The sequence below is a fragment of the Natronosalvus caseinilyticus genome (assembly GCF_017357105.1).
Taxonomy (GTDB): domain Archaea; phylum Halobacteriota; class Halobacteria; order Halobacteriales; family Natrialbaceae; genus Natronosalvus; species Natronosalvus caseinilyticus.
This window is the reverse complement of sequence record NZ_CP071596.1, coordinates 1923332-1937671: the sequence shown is the minus strand read 5'-3', so window position 1 is coordinate 1937671 and position 14340 is coordinate 1923332. Positions and strand designations below refer to the sequence as shown.

The following is a 14340-nucleotide window of genomic DNA, read 5'->3' as shown; positions in this document are numbered from 1 at the left end:
GCAAGCTCGAATAGCCGTCCATGTTCGACGCGGACGACACTACGTCGCTCTGGGCGCTGCTGTGAGGTGTGTGGGCAGAGACGACCGTAACGCGAACGCGTCAATCGAGAATAGTGACTTCGCCGTCGCTCTCGACGACCATCTCGTACCCACAGAACGTGAACGTTACTTCGCCGGGGCTCCGCGGAGTGCCATCCTCGCGCGGCGCGAACAGGGAGTCGAGCGCTTCAGGATTGAGAACGTCGTAGAGAGCGTCGTACTCGGGAGGTTCGATTTCGACAGGGTCGACACCCTCTTCTCTGGCAACGGCTTCGACGATACGGAAACTAAGAGGAACTCCTTCGTTCATGCTCGATCGGTCGGCTGACAGTAGCATTGGCGGATGCTTTACACGGTTGGATATAAAACCTGTGGCCTCAAGCCCCTCTTGCTGCACATTTCTATACACCAATCATCTAATACAGACATTATTCTTCAATTTGGGCATCTACTTTATCATAAAATTAGTACTGTCAGCGTAGTCTGAACGAGTTCAGTGGCGAACTCGAGAGTGTAATCACGCATTGAACGTCTGGATTCTATGAAACAGTCGGTCGATTGACCGAACGTCGCAGGTGGTTGCAATTTTTACCGGGTTTCTCGTCATCAACCGCGTGGGAGAGTAACACGCATAACGACTGTTCGACAGCAGGTGAAGGCGGGCTGCTCCTACACTCGTGCGAACCGCTCGAGGTGAGCGTGGACAGCACCACGCCGAATCGGGGCGATCGTCCATGCCGTTCGACGTCGGAACCGACAATCGCGAGAAAGAGCCAGGGACGGGATTTGAACCCGTGAACTCTCGATTACAAGTCGAGTGCATGTACCACCCATGCTCCCCTGGCGCGGTCTGTGAGTTATCACTCGTCCTTTGAGTGTGTATCGTTTTCGGCCGGCCGATCGAGTTCGCGTTCGAGGCCGACCCGAAACGGCTCGTACCCCGCCTCGCGGTAGAAGCGCCTGGCCTCCTCGTTGTCGGCCATCGCCTCGAGAACCAGCCGATCGACGCCGCGGTCGGCGAGGCTGGCCTCGGCGCGGTCGAGTAACGCCGACCCGAGTCCCCGACCGCGGTAGTCGGGGTCGACGTAGATGTTCGAGAGCAGGCCACGCGTACACGCCAGCTCGAGCGCGCCGTGTTCGACCGAGAAGGACGCGAATCCGACGATTCGGTCCCCGTCTCTGGCGACCAGCAGTCCGTCGTCGACCTGGTGAGCGCCGAGAGTCGCCCGCATCGTCTCCCGGTTTTCCTCCGGGCGAACGACGGAGCCGTGTCGGCGCTGATCGGTCGCGAGGCGGACCCAGCACTCCGTGACGGCCTCGAGGTCGTCACTCGTTGCCGGTTCGATCACGAGGTCGGGATCGTCGCCGACCGTCATTCGTGGATGAGCGGCGCTCGAGGGAGGTTCACTAACACTGGCAGCTCGAGACACGGATATCGCCGCTCGAGGTACAGGCTTCGCCGCTCGAGATGCCCGGGCGAACGAGCCACGGTCTGAATCGGCTGGTCACACAGCTCGGCGGGCACGTCACACCTGCCGGCAGTCCACGCAGACCAGTTGGCCGTTGGCCTCCTGGAGCGAGTCGGTGAGCGTCCCACACGCCTCACAGACGCCCTGCGTGCTGAACTCCTCGCCGCCGTTGGTCGCGTACTCGTCCGAGAGGGTCGTGGTGCCCTCGTTCGTGACGCCGACGCCCTCGGCGGCCGGTTGGCTCGTCGCACCGTGGAACGACCCCGCGACGGCGATGACGTCGCGCTGGGTAAGCACGCCGACGAGTTCGCCGTTTTCCTCCACCGCGAGGTTGCGAATGTTCTGACTTGCCATCGTGTCCGCGGCATCGGTCAGCGAGCGGTCGGTCTCGATCGTGAGCACTGGCGACGACATGACCTCGCCGACGGTCATCTCGCTCGGGTCGTCCTCGTCTTCGACGACGCCCAGGACGTCCCACTCGGTCATGATCCCGACGGCCTCGGACCCACGAACGACGAGCACGCAGCCGGCGCGCTCTTCGCGCATCAACTGCACCGCACCGAGTACGGTGTCGGATTCACTCACACCGACGTATTCAGTCGTCAGGGTATCCTTGACCGACAGATCCGATTCCATAGCCAAATACACAGCCCAAACGACCTAAAAGGTACCTCCGACACGTATATACGGTCACACACTGAAGTTTCGCTTTCTGTAGTACCCTGACGGCCCGGCGGCGATTCTTCTGTCGTACCCGAACGGACCGAGAACGATTCAGAATTCAGAACTCCACGCGCGTCCCGTTCGCCCGACAGTGCTCGAGGGCGTGTTTCGCCGCGTACCCCGCCTCGTGAGCGCTGGCTCCTGTACCGACGCCGACCTGCATGGTCACGTCGACCGCCGACTCGACGTGTTCGATGGCCTCGAGGTAGTCCGCTCGCTCGAGGTCCGGGCAAACGACGATGACGTTGTCGCCGCCGACGAAAAACGAGAGGCTGCCGTGGGCGCGACGCATGTGGCGCATGAGCGCGGCGTAGCCCTGTTCGATCTCGATGAAGCTATCGAAGGCGTTGAGTTCGTCGGTGTACTGGCCGGTCGCGTCGATCACGTCGAAGTGAGCGATTTGAACGTCGCCGTCTGTTCGGTGGGCGTCGTCGATGGTTCGGCCCTCGAGGATTTCGCGACGATTCTTGTCCTGGGCGCTGCCGGCATCCTGGATGAGGCTCGTCGCGTCCGAGAGCGCCTGCACCGGGGTCGTCCCCGTCGCGACGCCGAGGCTCAGGGTGACCGGATAGCGGTTACCGACGGATTCCTGGATCAATGCGTGGTCCTCGAAATCGAGGCCGTTCGTGACGGCGATCATGTTGTCGAATCGGGTGAAGAAGACGTAGCCGTCGCGAGCGCCGATGTACTGCGAGAGGTCGGCGTACAGTCGCGACTGGAGCGTCTGGAGGTCGGCTTCCCGTCGCGGTTCCGGCGTCACGGTCCACGGTCCGTAGTTGTCGATCTGGAAGAGCGTCACCTGCGTGTTCGTCACGGTACTCGTCCGTTTCGAACGATATCGTATAAGCGATACGTAATCCAGATTCGTGATGGACGATCCGAGGCGATTCGAGCGGAGGCCTCCACAATCGACCTCGCGGACGCGCCCGCCCGAGGAAGGGTTACTGATCGGGTGACTCGAGTGGATGTGTACTGAGACCTGGAACGAGAACGAAAACGAGAACGGCACAACGACGTTCGATCGAAACGAGGCGTCGATCAGGCCGACTTCGTCTCGGGGTTCGCCCCGACCGGGTGGTAGTCCCAGAAGTTCCCCTCGCGCATGGCCGCGCCGACCGCCTTGTGCATGTCCGTGATCGTCTCGAACTCCGATTCGCCGACGTACTCGAAGATGTCCGCGAGCGCGACGACCGACTGGTAGTTGATCCGGATGGGTTCCTCGCCGTGGGCCTCGACGAACGCGTCGCGCTCGAGCGGGAAGTCCTCGTCCTCGTCGACCTTTTTGGCGATGATCGCCATGTCGAACTTGCGCATCCCTTCGCTGCCCTCCTCCCCGTCGGGGTCGTGTGGCCAGTCCATACCAGAGCGTGTGCCCGGGGGGCGCAAAAGGATTACTCTCCGCTTCGACGGCTCAGTCTGATTCTGCCGCTCGAACCGCGTCCTCGAGTACTTCCTCGCGGTGTTCGTCGAGCAGCGGCGCGCGCCCACGCGGTCGTGGGGGCGTCTCGCTCATCTTGATCGGACTGCCCGCGATTTCGACCTCGCGGTCGGCCCCGGGCTGGACAACCGGAACGAGCATTTCGCGCGCGTGCACGTGCGGGTCGTCGAATATGTCTGCCGTGTTCTGGACGGGCGCGACGGGCACCCGGCCCTCGAGCGCGTCACAGATTTCGTCACACGTGCGCTCGCGCGTCCACTCGAGGATGGCCGCTCGGAGGGTTTCTCGACTACCCAGCCGACTCGAGGCGTCCGGGTACTCGGCGGCGAGGTCCGGACGATCCATCGTCTCACAGAGGGCGTTCCAGTGGTTCGAGCCGAACGCGGCGATCACGACGTGGCCGTCGGCGGCTTCGAACGCGTCGTACGGAAAGAGCGTCGGGTGGGAGTTCCCCTGGCGTGTCGGCGCCTCGCCGGTGTAGGAGTGCTGGTAGATCGCCCGCTCGGTCATGCTGATCATCGCGTCGTACATGGCGGTGTCGACGTACTGGCCCTCGCCGGTTCGCTCGCGGTGGTGCAACGCCGCGAGGATGCCGACGCAGTTCAGCGTCGCCGTGAAGAGGTCGCCGATGCCGGGGCCGACCTTCGTCGGCGGGCCGTCCTCCTGGCCGGTGATCTCCATGACGCCGCCCAGCGCCTGCGCGACGAGGTCGAACGACGGCTGGCCCTGCCGGTGTGTCTCGCCCGTCCGTGGATCCCCGAAACCGCGAATCGAGGAGTAGATCAGTTCCGGGTTGTGCTCAGCGAGCGTCTCGTAGCCCAGGTCGAATCGCTCCATCGTGCCCGCGCGGTAGTTCTCGACGACCACGTCGGCCTCCTCGACGAGCGAGAGGAACGCCTCGCGGTCACGCTCGGCCTCGAGGTCCAGTTCGAGGCTGCGCTTTCCGCGATTGACGCTCTGGAAGTAGCCGCCGTAGGCCTCTTCCTGAGCGCTTTCGACGAACGGTGGATTGGGGCGGATGAGGTCCCCACCCGGCCGTTCGATCTTGACGACGTCCGCGCCCATGTCCGCGAGCAACATCGTACAGTACGGTCCGGCGAGCACCTGCGTCAGGTCCAGCACGCGAAGCGAAGAGAGCGCTCCCATGGGTTCACCTCACGCAATGTGAGTAAAAATCTTTACTATAAATCATGATGGTGTCATAGAGTCCCACAGGAGGGGCGTTAAGGTGTATTAGGAGTATTATCATAATCGACCATTAAGTTTAAACACTGGTCTATCATGGTTGTGCACACAATGTCCCGCACGGTCGTTCTCGGGGTCATCGGGTCCGACGCCCACGTCGTCGGCATCACGATCCTCGAGCAGGCGTTCGCTGCAGCAGGCTTCGAAGTCATCAACCTCGGCGTCCAGACCTCCCAGGAGGAGTTCGCCGACGCCGCCAGCGAGCACGACGCCGAGGCCGTACTGGTCTCCTCGCTCTACGGCCACGCCGAGCAGGACTGCCAGGGGTTCCAGGAGACGCTCGAAGCCCACGAAGTCGACGCGGTGACCTACATCGGCGGCAACCTCGCCGTCGGCCAGGACGACTTCGAGCGGACTCGCGAGACCTTCCACGAACTGGGGTTCGATCGCGTCTTCGACGCCGAGACCCGGCCCGAGGAAGCGATCGCGGCCCTGAAACGCGACCTCCAGCTCACGGCCACGGAGCAAGAACGAGACCGGGCCACCGTCACCTCGTAGATGATACGCGACGAGCGCATTCCGGCCGAGGAGTTGCGACGCATCGACGCGGCCCTCCGCGAGAACTGGCCCACTGGCGAGGCCGTCGACTTCGACGAAGCCGTCGAGTTCCACGAGTCGTTGCCGCCCGCGAAGCGCTTCGCGGACGTACTCGAGTCGGCCACCCACCCGCTCTTGCAACCGAGAGCGGGCGTCCCGCGCCTCGAGGACCAGATCGCCCTGCTCGAGTACCTTCATTCGGAGGGTGAGGCGGACCTCCTGCCGACGACCATCGACTCCTACACGCGCGACAACGAGTACGGGAAGGCCCAGGAGGGACTCGAGGCCGCCCGCGAGTCGGGCGACGACACCCTCAACGGCTTCCCGGCGGTCAACCACGGCGTCGAGGGCTGTCGCGAGTTGATCGACGCCGTCGACGCGCCGATCGAGGTCCGCCACGGGACCCCCGACGCCCGCCTGCTGGCCGCGATCACGTTCGCGGGCGGCTTCCAGAGCTTCGAAGGCGGCCCGATTTCCTACAACATTCCCTACACCAAGCGCCACGATCTGGCGACGACCATCGAGCACTGGCAATTCGTCGACCGGTTGGCCGGTGCCTACACCGAACGCGGCGTCCGAATCAACCGCGAGCCGTTCGGCCCACTCACGGGGACGCTCGTCCCGCCGAGCATCGCGATCACCGTGATGGTGCTCGAGGGGCTGCTCGCAGCGACCCAGGGCGTGCGTTCGCTCACACTGGGCTACGGCCAGGTCGGGAACGTCGTCCAGGACGTGGCGGCCCTCCGCGCACTGCGAGCGCTCGGCGAGGAGTACCTCCCCGACGAGGTGTGCGTCACCACCGTCTTCCACGAGTGGATGGGCGGCTTCCCGCCCGACGAGGCGCGGGCGAATGGCGTCATCGGTCTCGGCGGCATGACCGCAGCCATCGCCCGCCCCGACAAGGTAATCACGAAATCGCCCCAGGAGTTCCAGGGCGTTCCGACGAAGGAGGCGAACGCGGCCGGCCTCCGAACCACGAGACAGATCATCGACATGGCACTCGAGCAGGACATCGACATCGACGGCATCGACGAGGAACAAGATCTGATCGAGCGCGAGACCCGCTGTCTCCTGGAGGCAGTCCTCGAGCACGGCGACGGTGACGTCGCCCGGGGCACGATTCGGGCGTTCGACTCGGGAGCGCTCGACGTTCCCTTCGCTCCGAGTGACAGCGCCCGCGGAGCCGTCCTCCCCGCGCGCGACGACGACGGCCGCGTCCGCATCCTCGAGTTCGGCGACCTCGCGATGAGCGACGAGGTCAAGGAAATCCACGCCGCGCGTCTCGCCCAGCGGGCCGAAACCGAGGGCCGCCAGCAATCGTTCCGCATGGTCGCCGACGACGTCGACGCGATCAGTGACGGCCGCCTCATCGGTCGGCCGAACGGGGGTGACACCCGTGCAGATTGAATCAGTCCGCGCGACTCCCGGGGTCTCCGGCTTCTACACCGACGACCAGCTGGCCATCAAGCGAGGTGCCCAGGAAGACGGCTTCGCCTACGCGGGTGACCCGCTCACCGACGGCTTCGAGTCGGTCCGTCAGGCCGGTGAGGCCCTGCTCGTCGATCTCGAGTTGAGCGACGGGACGGTCGTTCGCGGCGACTGTGCAGCCGTCCAGTACTCCGGGGCGGGCGGGCGTGACCCCCTCTTTCGCGCCGCCGAGTACACCCCACTGGTCGAGGGTGCGGTCGCCGACGCGCTCGTCGGTCGCGACCCGAGCGACTTCGGCGAAAACGCGGCCGTGCTCGAGGGCCTTCGCCAGAACGGCTCCCGACTACACACCGCCGTCCGCTACGGCGTCTCCCAGGCACTCCTCAACGCGGCCGCGCGTGCGCGAAAAACGACTATGACCGACGTGCTCGCTGACGCCCTCGAGACGGAACCGGCGACCGGACCGGTCCCCGTCTTCGGTCAGTCCGGCGATGACCGTCGACGGAACGCCGAGAAGATGCTGCTCAAGGGTGTCCCCGTCCTCCCCCACGGGCTGTTCAACAGCCCCTCGAAGCTCGGCCCCGAGGGCGAGAACCTGGTCGCCTACCTCGAGTGGCTTCGCGAGCGCGCCGGCGAACTGGGTTCCGAGGGCTACGAACCGCGCTTCCATATCGACGTCTACGGCACGATCGGCGAGCTGTTTGGCGCGCCGTTCGACGACGACGAAATTCTCGAGTACTTCGCCGACCTCGAGGCCGCCGCTGGCCCGATCCCCCTCCAGATCGAGGGGCCGATGGACGTCGGCACCCGCGAGGACCAGATTCACGCGATGGCCGAACTGCGCGACGGGCTCTCGTCGGCAGGCGTCGAAGTCGACGTCGTGGCCGACGAATGGTGTAACACCCTCGAGGATGTCCGGGCGTTCGTCGACGCCGGGGCGGCCGACGTCGTGCAGGTGAAGACGCCGGATCTCGGCGGGATTCACCGGAGCGGCGAGGCCGTCCGCTACTGCGAGGGGACCGACACCCGCGCGTACCTCGGGGGCACCTGCAACGAGACGGACGTCTCCGCGCGTGCCTGTGCGCACGTAGCGCTCGCGACCGACGCCGCCCAGGTGCTGGCCAAACCCGGCATGGGGTTCGACGAGGGGTACATGATCGTCGAGAACGAGATGCGCCGGACGCTCGCCCGGCGCGGGCACGCACCGGCCGCCTCGAGTGAAGCGGAGGAGGTGACTGCCGATGACTGACGCCGATGAGGACGGCTCGCGAGACGAGAACGACTCGAGTGCCAATTCCAGGAACGCGAACGACCTCGAGTGGACCGACCCCGACACCTTCACCAGCGCGCTCGAGCGAGCGGACACCCGCGAGAAAGGGCACCACTTCGAGGACTTCGCGGAGGGAGACGTAATCCAGCACGAACCCGGACTCCGACTGACTCGCTGGGGGAACGAACTGTGGACGAGCCAGACGCTGAACCACGACCCCGGGTACTGGCGCGCAGACGTCGCCCGTGACCGCGGCTTCGACGAACCGCCGATCCACCCGGACTACCTGCTGGCGGCCACCCTCGGCTGCACCGTCGAGGACCTGAGCGAGAAAGGCGGCTACTTCCTTGGCCGGACGAACGTCCGCTTTCCGGCCGACGTCGTCGCTCCGGGGACCGACCTGCGCGTCGAGAGCGAAGTCCTGACTACGAAGGGATCGAACTCGAGACCAAACTACGGCATCGTCACCTGGGCGACTCGTGGATACGACGCCGGGACGGGCAAAACGCTCTGCGCCTACGAGCGGACCAACATGATTCCGCGACGCGAGCGACTCGAGACGGACGGAAGAGGCGTCGGAACCGATGGAGACGGCGGTGATACCGACGAAGATGGCGTCGAAACCGATGGCGACGGCCACCCATCGGATACCGAACGTCCCACGAGCGCGCTCCCCGAAACGTTCGTCACCCCCGAGGGCGACGCGTTCGAGGACTTCGAAGTCGCTCTCGAGACGGCCGATAACCGGGACGCCGCCGTCGCCTACCGGCACGAACGCGGGCGCACCATGGACGACGTGACCGTCGCGACCCTGCCACTGGCGACGCTCAACACGGCGAAACAGCACCACAACGTCGACGCGATGGCCGACGCACCCTCGGGCGGAATCGTCGCTTACGGCGACGTGACGCGCTCGACGGCGCTGGGCCACGCTCGCTCGGACGAGCGAACCCACCGCGAAGTCGGTTTCGAGGACGAACGCTTCCACGCGTTCGTCACCCCCGGCGACACCGTCTACTGTTTCACGCGCGTCCTGGAGACGAGTCGCGAGACGACGACCGCGAACGAGCGGGCGGGGACCGTCCGCTTCCAGCACGTCGCGTTCAACCAGCGCGACGAGCCGGTGTACTCCGGAATTCGAACCGCCGAGATACTGACTCGAGACGACTGAAGCGAGTTTCACTACGAGACAACGACCACACTTCCAATGACCGATCGAACCTGCCGCACCTTCCAGACCGCACCGGCCGCCGTCCCGAAAGACGACACGGCGAAGTACCTCAGATCCGGCCTCACCGCCGAGGGCTTCCAGGCTCCCGACTGGCTCGTCCCCGACCTCGAGGACGGCACTGCCCCGGACATGAAAGCCGAGGGCCTCGAGAACGTTTGCGAATTACTCCCAGAATTCGAGTTCCCCGGGGAGATCTGGCCGCGCGTCCAGTGGAGCTACGACGACGAGACGTTGCGCGCGCGGGGCCGCGAGGAAATAGACACGCTCGTCCGCGACGTGGGCGACGAGATCGACGGCGTCGTGGTCCCCAAGGTCGGCCGTCGTTCGGACGTCGAGCGCGCCCTCGAGGCGGTAGCCAGAGCAGAAGCCGATCACGGCCATCCCGAGGGATCGATTGGCCTCTCGATCATCGTCGAAACGGCACGCGCCCGATCGGATCTGCGCGAGATTGCCCGGCTGGAGACCGATACCGGCCCCGGCAGCGAGCGGCTCACCGCCCTCGTCTTCGGCCCCGTCGACTACACCGCCGAACTCGGCGGACGCGACCTCGGCGACGGCCGCCCGCGCTGGGACGGCCTGCTCGAGGCGCTCTCCAACGAGGCGAGCGCCGGTGATTTGCTCGCCATCGGCGGCCCGTTCGACGACCTCTTCGTCGAGCGCGCGGGCGTGACCGTCTACAACGCCGACGGCTACGCTGACCAGGTCGAGCGCGAGGCGCGGATCGGTCTCGACGGCTCCTGGTCGCTGTACCCCAAACAGACGATCCAGGCCAACCGGATCCACACGCCCACGCCGACGGAACTCGAGCGCGACGTCCACAAAATCGAACGGTTCAACGCCGCGAAAGTCGAGGGGACGGGCGCGGTAACGATCGACGGCCAGATGGTCGACGAGGCGACGTTCAAGAACTTCCGGAACACCGTCGAGACGGTTCGGGCGATCCACCGTACCCGTCCCGAGCAGACGGACGACCTGTACGACGAGGGATTGCTCGAGCGGGCGCTCGAACTCGAGCTATCGTATCGGTAGGCTCGTCGGACGCGCCAAGCGGTCGGGGACCGACCTCGAGCGGCTGGGGAGCGGCCTCGAGCGTTCGACTGCGAATGCAAATCGAGGCGCCAATTACTCCGTCGCCGCAGTGCCTGTCTCTGTCCCTGCCTCCGGCAACATCTCGACGCGAAACAGGTAGTCGTCGTAAGCACTGTCGAGATTCGCGGGACTCTCCTCGTCGGTGTGGGCTCGACAGAGGAACGCCCTCGCTTCGACGGCACCGTGACCGGTCTCTTCCTGATAGCGTTCGACGACGACGAACGTCGCCGGTTCGGTACAGTCGCGACGGTGGCACTCTCGAGGCGAGTCGGAGCCGTCGTCCGTCGAGCCTTCGTCGTCGGCTTCCTCCCATTCGTTACCCGGCGGCTCGGCTTCGTCGGCACGGTCGCGCGCCTCCGAGACTTCCCGTTCTCGCTGTCGGTTCTCCTCGTTACGAGCTTGTTTCTCTCGACTCCGTTTCGTGTCTGCCATACAGTGACATACAGTCGTGATCGTGATAACGCTGTGGACGGCACGTTAATGGACGCCTCAGGAATGGCTGTCACGCCGCCGTCGCCAGCGAACTCACAGGCCGTCGACGCAAACGTTGATTGACCTGGCAGTCGTCACTAGCCCATGACCGAGCGTCCGGACGAACGGCAACTGATCGTACGCGCACAGTCTCACCTGGAGCAGTGGACGAACCGTGCCCGAACGGAGGCGTACTCGGAACTGTTCGAAGGTGACGACCCGATTCTCACGGCCGAGGACGTACAGCTTCTCGATGCGCTCGACTCGGCACTCGAGCGACAGGGTGGAGACGGCGTCTGGGGAACCGATAAGTACGGTATTCACACCGCTGGTGAGATCGAGGCTGACGTTCCGCTCGGCGTCGTCTGTGTCTATCACCCACAGATCACCGACGATTCCGTCCTCCGAGACGGAGACGATATCGACGACGAAACGGAAGAGCGACTCAACGCGGCGCTCTGGCAATACAGCGAGCGCGTTTCGACGCTCATCGAAGACGAACTCGAGGAGTTCGTCCGTCGAGTCCAGAGCGAAACGTAATCGAGGCGAGGTCGGATGCCTGCGCCCCCTTCGTTGCCACCGGGGCTGAACATCGTTCAGCGAAAATATCACCGTCCGCAGAAACCGCGTTCGCCGACGTACTCGTTCACTCCGACCCGTCGTTCTTTCGCACTTCGGTGACGATCACGTCCCAGTCTGGATGCTCGGGACCGTTTCGACACTCCCACCCACCTTCGACGTCGACACCGTTACCGTGCGCTCGACGAAGAAGCGACTGCATTTCGGCGTTGAGTTCCGCTCGAGTCGCGAGCGAGGCCTCTTCGGAGGTCATACGGGAGACACTCCCTCGGTTACGCCGTCCGTTCCCGTCTGCTCTCGCGAAGTGAGCGCGACCGTGCCGTCGTTGGAGACGGTTATCGCGTACGTCGCTACCCGAAACGTGATCGAAACCTCTTCGCCCGTCCCGTCTCGAACCCGGGCAAGATTGTCGAGCGCACTGGTGTTGACGGACGCGTGAAGCGGTTCCAGTTCGACTGGATCGACATCCATCACCTCCGAGAGTACCGCCACAACGGCCATGCTCGCAGAAACTGAGGTCTGGTCGTACTCGGCTCTGTACGTTTCCGACTCTGGATGAAACGCCATCGACGCCAACTCGACACCGGCCTGTGTATCAATCATACTACGTCACTCTAGCGGACTGAATCGGGTGAAGAGCGGCACTGATTATACAGAAGGTATTAATACCGGTCTACCGAGCGTTCCAGCCGAGTCTACGGATTAGCGAGCGTTCCGCCGATGAGCCGGCGATGGCCGCGTCTGAGTCGGGACGAAAGCGACTGCTGGGTGATACCGAGTTCGTCGGCGACATCCTCCAGCGACGCCTCGCGCGGCGAGTCGAAGTAACCTCGCTCGTAGGCCAGCACCAGTGCCTCTCGCTGGGTGTCGGTCAACTCGTAGCCGTCGCCCTGTACCGGGAGCAACGCGTGCACGGCGGTGATTTCGATGGGAATCTCGTGTTCCTGGCAACTGGTTCGGAACTCGCTGATCGCGTCGCGGCTTTCGCCTCGAACCTCGAAACGCCACCCGTCACTCGTCCCGATCCCAGAGAGGACGGCGACGTTGGTCTTGGCGAGAGCGCTCAGGATACCGAAGTACGACTCCTCCCACTCTGCCCGCATGAGAAACTCGCTATCGACGCTGTCGACGAGGTCGACGCTGACTATGCCAGCGTGAGCCTCAAAGGCGGCTTCGATATCCTCGGCCTCCGCGCCACGGATCCAGAAGTAGGGGATGATCAGGGTCTCATGTGGGATGAGTCGCTCGAGTTCGACCGTGACTCCCGGCAAGTTTTCGAAGACCGTACCCAGCGGAAACTCCTCTGCTGGACTCGTAAATTCTAACACGGTAGCCATACTCCCAGTTCGTCGGGACGGCGAATAACCGGTGTGGGTGATGTATCAAGCCACGACGCAGCAGTCCGACGATGGCGGTTCGAAGACGACGCAGCGACTCGAGTAATGGTAGTATGAGGACGACGCGGCGACCCAGGTAATGGCAGCATGAGCAGGCTACGATGATTCGAGCGGTGGGATTCCGAGGCGGAGAAATGGTTTCCCGATTCCAATCTCGGCAGAGCATGGTGTACCATGCCACCTAGTTTTGTACTAGCATGGCCAACCATGGTGACGATAGCGAGTCATGAGCGTGATCGCAGAATTCCGAATCCCGTCCGCCGACTTCGAACTCGGACGAATTCTGCACATCGATGGGATCACGTCTATCGAACTCGAGAACCTCGTGCCGATCGGTGAGGCCACCGTTCCCCTCTTCTGGATTCACAACTCGACGCGAAGCTCGTTTGTCGACGCCGTCAAACGCCACCCGACCGTCAACGACGCGTCGGAAGTCGATGTCTTCGAGGACCGAACGCTCTTCACACTCGATTGGGACGCGAACCAGGACCACCTCTTTCGGGGAATCAGAGAGACCGAGGGCCAGCTCTTGAGCGCCACCGGGACACCCGAATCGTGGGCCTTCGAACTGCGATTTCCCGATCACACGGCCCTTAGCGAGTTCACGACACGCTGTGAGGACACACAGATCTCGCTGGAAGTGGCTCGCGTGTACAATCCGACGGAACCGGACGCCGGTCCGTGGCACGGTCTGACTGGCCCCCAGCGGGAAGCGATCACGCTGGCCGTGGAGATGGGCTACTACGACATCCCGAGAGGCTGTACGACCAAGGAACTCGCCGACGAACTCGAGATTTCCGATCAGGCCGTCACGGAACGACTCCGCCGAGCGATCGGGGCGCTCGTCACGTACACGCTCCTCCCCTCCGAGGGAGACACGTAAGCTCGGGTTCCCTCGTGCATCATGGCGAATCCTCACACTTCTCACCCGGTAATGTGTGAATATGGATCGCCAGTCGAGCAAGTCGAGCGCGGAAGGATTGGGTATCGGGGGAGAGGCGACGAGAACCAGTTCACCGGTGGGCAGCGAACCGAATCCTCTCGACGAGGTTCTCCTGGCAATTGCCAGCGAGCAACGTCGAGTTATTCTTCGAACGTTGGAGCTCGCCGACGAAGAAGCGATGGAGATGGACGTACTTGCGGACCGGGTTGCCGAAGCGCTACGGAATACAGATCGAGCAGACAGCGAGCACAGACAACGCGTCCGAACGGCGCTCCATCACGTCCACCTCCCGAAACTGGAAGCGTGCAGGCTGGTCGTCCGCGACACCGAAACGAATCGGATTCGGAACGCCACCGGCGACCTGGGTCAGGAACTGCTGACGATGCTCGAGTCCTACGAGACACAAGGGTAACGCCGCCTACGACGATCGAACCGTTCGACGGTTCGATCCGTCTCGGTCCAACGATCTAACCGATTTTCG

Annotated in this window: 18 protein-coding genes and 1 tRNA gene; 8 read left to right on the top strand and 11 right to left on the bottom strand. The window is 63.9% G+C overall.

The window, feature by feature from the left end; translation table 11 throughout:
- Positions 1–100: 100 nt before the first annotated feature.
- The 7 genes from ddfA to mct all read right to left on the bottom strand — a co-directional run bounded on the left by ddfA (position 101) and on the right by mct (position 4815).
- Entirely contained in the window at positions 101–376 is a 276-nt protein-coding gene (gene ddfA, locus J1N60_RS09465; RefSeq protein ID WP_312912570.1) for a DdfA family disk-determining factor, read from the bottom strand.
- A 434-nt stretch (positions 377–810) separates the two neighbouring features.
- Positions 811–884: transfer RNA gene (locus J1N60_RS09460), tRNA-Thr, on the bottom strand.
- A gap of 15 nt (positions 885–899) precedes the next feature.
- Positions 900–1415: a GNAT family N-acetyltransferase gene (locus J1N60_RS09455; RefSeq protein ID WP_312912469.1), complete on the bottom strand. Its 516-nt coding sequence runs from the start codon at positions 1413–1415 to the stop codon at positions 900–902.
- Between the two features lie 150 nt (positions 1416–1565).
- The gene (locus J1N60_RS09450; RefSeq protein WP_312912468.1) at positions 1566–2144 is read right to left on the bottom strand and encodes a CBS domain-containing protein; all 579 of its coding nucleotides are present in this window, start codon (positions 2142–2144) and stop codon (positions 1566–1568) included.
- 145 nt (positions 2145–2289) lie between these two features.
- Entirely contained in the window at positions 2290–3045 is a 756-nt protein-coding gene (locus J1N60_RS09445) for a GTP cyclohydrolase III (RefSeq protein WP_312912467.1), read from the bottom strand.
- Positions 3046–3269: 224 nt separating this feature from the next.
- A complete protein-coding gene (locus J1N60_RS09440) occupies positions 3270–3590 on the bottom strand; it encodes a DUF5785 family protein (RefSeq protein WP_312912466.1) in 321 nt (106 codons plus the stop codon).
- A gap of 52 nt (positions 3591–3642) precedes the next feature.
- A complete protein-coding gene (mct, locus tag J1N60_RS09435; RefSeq protein ID WP_312912465.1) occupies positions 3643–4815 on the bottom strand; it encodes a succinyl-CoA:mesaconate CoA-transferase in 1173 nt (390 codons plus the stop codon).
- Positions 4816–4950: 135 nt separating this feature from the next.
- Between mct and glmS the strand changes: the two genes are divergently transcribed.
- The 5 genes from glmS to citE are packed head-to-tail and all read left to right on the top strand — an operon-like array spanning position 4951 to position 10409.
- Positions 4951–5412: a methylaspartate mutase subunit S gene (gene glmS / locus J1N60_RS09430; RefSeq protein WP_312912464.1), complete on the top strand. Its 462-nt coding sequence runs from the start codon at positions 4951–4953 to the stop codon at positions 5410–5412.
- Positions 5413–6858, top strand: a complete 1446-nt coding sequence (locus J1N60_RS09425; RefSeq protein ID WP_312912463.1) for a methylaspartate mutase subunit E — start codon at positions 5413–5415, stop codon at positions 6856–6858. It begins immediately after the preceding gene.
- The gene (locus J1N60_RS09420; RefSeq protein WP_425499348.1) at positions 6839–8128 is read left to right on the top strand and encodes a methylaspartate ammonia-lyase; all 1290 of its coding nucleotides are present in this window, start codon (positions 6839–6841) and stop codon (positions 8126–8128) included. The genes J1N60_RS09425 and J1N60_RS09420 overlap by 20 nt, the downstream gene beginning before the upstream one ends.
- On the top strand, positions 8121–9320 hold the full coding sequence (mch, locus tag J1N60_RS09415; protein ID WP_312912461.1) for a 2-methylfumaryl-CoA hydratase: 1200 nt from the start codon (positions 8121–8123) through the stop codon (positions 9318–9320). The genes J1N60_RS09420 and mch overlap by 8 nt, the downstream gene beginning before the upstream one ends.
- A 36-nt stretch (positions 9321–9356) precedes the next feature.
- Positions 9357–10409, top strand: coding sequence for an L-malyl-CoA/beta-methylmalyl-CoA lyase (citE, locus tag J1N60_RS09410; RefSeq protein ID WP_312912460.1), 1053 nt, complete (start codon positions 9357–9359; stop codon positions 10407–10409).
- A gap of 93 nt (positions 10410–10502) precedes the next feature.
- On the opposite strand, the gene J1N60_RS09405 is transcribed toward citE, so the two are convergent.
- Positions 10503–10901: a hypothetical protein gene (locus J1N60_RS09405; protein ID WP_312912459.1), complete on the bottom strand. Its 399-nt coding sequence runs from the start codon at positions 10899–10901 to the stop codon at positions 10503–10505.
- 144 nt (positions 10902–11045) lie between these two features.
- Between J1N60_RS09405 and J1N60_RS09400 the strand changes: the two genes are divergently transcribed.
- A complete protein-coding gene (locus J1N60_RS09400; protein ID WP_312912458.1) occupies positions 11046–11480 on the top strand; it encodes a DUF7539 family protein in 435 nt (144 codons plus the stop codon).
- Positions 11481–11586: 106 nt separating this feature from the next.
- On the opposite strand, the gene J1N60_RS09395 is transcribed toward J1N60_RS09400, so the two are convergent.
- The 3 genes from J1N60_RS09395 to J1N60_RS09385 form a co-directional block, all read right to left on the bottom strand.
- Positions 11587–11772 (bottom strand): hypothetical protein, encoded by a 186-nt coding sequence (locus J1N60_RS09395; RefSeq protein WP_312912457.1) that lies wholly within the window; start codon positions 11770–11772, stop codon positions 11587–11589.
- Complete coding sequence (locus J1N60_RS09390; RefSeq protein ID WP_312912456.1) at positions 11769–12122, bottom strand: HalOD1 output domain-containing protein; 354 nt, start codon at positions 12120–12122, stop codon at positions 11769–11771. Before J1N60_RS09390 ends, J1N60_RS09395 begins: the two co-directional genes overlap by 4 nt.
- A 92-nt stretch (positions 12123–12214) precedes the next feature.
- Positions 12215–12856 (bottom strand): helix-turn-helix domain-containing protein, encoded by a 642-nt coding sequence (locus tag J1N60_RS09385; protein WP_312912455.1) that lies wholly within the window; start codon positions 12854–12856, stop codon positions 12215–12217.
- A gap of 286 nt (positions 12857–13142) precedes the next feature.
- On the opposite strand from J1N60_RS09385, the gene J1N60_RS09380 reads away from it, so the two are divergent.
- On the top strand, positions 13143–13799 hold the full coding sequence (locus J1N60_RS09380; protein WP_312912454.1) for a helix-turn-helix domain-containing protein: 657 nt from the start codon (positions 13143–13145) through the stop codon (positions 13797–13799).
- A gap of 61 nt (positions 13800–13860) precedes the next feature.
- Entirely contained in the window at positions 13861–14271 is a 411-nt protein-coding gene (locus J1N60_RS09375; RefSeq protein WP_312912453.1) for a DUF7344 domain-containing protein, read from the top strand.
- The last annotated feature ends 69 nt before the right edge of the window (positions 14272–14340 follow it).

Excerpts from the sequence above, each read along its gene's own strand:
- ddfA (WP_312912570.1), bottom strand. The coding sequence starts at position 376 with ATGCTACTGTCAGCCGACCGATCGAGCATGAACGAAGGAGTTCCTCTT.
- J1N60_RS09455 (WP_312912469.1), bottom strand. The coding sequence starts at position 1,415 with ATGACGGTCGGCGACGATCCCGACCTCGTGATCGAACCGGCAACGAGT.
- J1N60_RS09450 (WP_312912468.1), bottom strand. The coding sequence starts at position 2,144 with ATGGAATCGGATCTGTCGGTCAAGGATACCCTGACGACTGAATACGTC.
- J1N60_RS09440 (WP_312912466.1), bottom strand. The coding sequence starts at position 3,590 with ATGGACTGGCCACACGACCCCGACGGGGAGGAGGGCAGCGAAGGGATG.
- mct (WP_312912465.1), bottom strand. The coding sequence starts at position 4,815 with ATGGGAGCGCTCTCTTCGCTTCGCGTGCTGGACCTGACGCAGGTGCTC.
- glmS (WP_312912464.1), top strand. The coding sequence starts at position 4,951 with ATGGTTGTGCACACAATGTCCCGCACGGTCGTTCTCGGGGTCATCGGG.
- J1N60_RS09425 (WP_312912463.1), top strand. The coding sequence starts at position 5,413 with ATGATACGCGACGAGCGCATTCCGGCCGAGGAGTTGCGACGCATCGAC.
- mch (WP_312912461.1), top strand. The coding sequence starts at position 8,121 with ATGACTGACGCCGATGAGGACGGCTCGCGAGACGAGAACGACTCGAGT.
- citE (WP_312912460.1), top strand. The coding sequence starts at position 9,357 with ATGACCGATCGAACCTGCCGCACCTTCCAGACCGCACCGGCCGCCGTC.
- J1N60_RS09405 (WP_312912459.1), bottom strand. The coding sequence starts at position 10,901 with ATGGCAGACACGAAACGGAGTCGAGAGAAACAAGCTCGTAACGAGGAG.
- J1N60_RS09400 (WP_312912458.1), top strand. The coding sequence starts at position 11,046 with ATGACCGAGCGTCCGGACGAACGGCAACTGATCGTACGCGCACAGTCT.
- J1N60_RS09395 (WP_312912457.1), bottom strand. The coding sequence starts at position 11,772 with ATGACCTCCGAAGAGGCCTCGCTCGCGACTCGAGCGGAACTCAACGCC.
- J1N60_RS09390 (WP_312912456.1), bottom strand. The coding sequence starts at position 12,122 with ATGATTGATACACAGGCCGGTGTCGAGTTGGCGTCGATGGCGTTTCAT.
- J1N60_RS09385 (WP_312912455.1), bottom strand. The coding sequence starts at position 12,856 with ATGGCTACCGTGTTAGAATTTACGAGTCCAGCAGAGGAGTTTCCGCTG.
- J1N60_RS09380 (WP_312912454.1), top strand. The coding sequence starts at position 13,143 with ATGAGCGTGATCGCAGAATTCCGAATCCCGTCCGCCGACTTCGAACTC.
- J1N60_RS09375 (WP_312912453.1), top strand. The coding sequence starts at position 13,861 with ATGGATCGCCAGTCGAGCAAGTCGAGCGCGGAAGGATTGGGTATCGGG.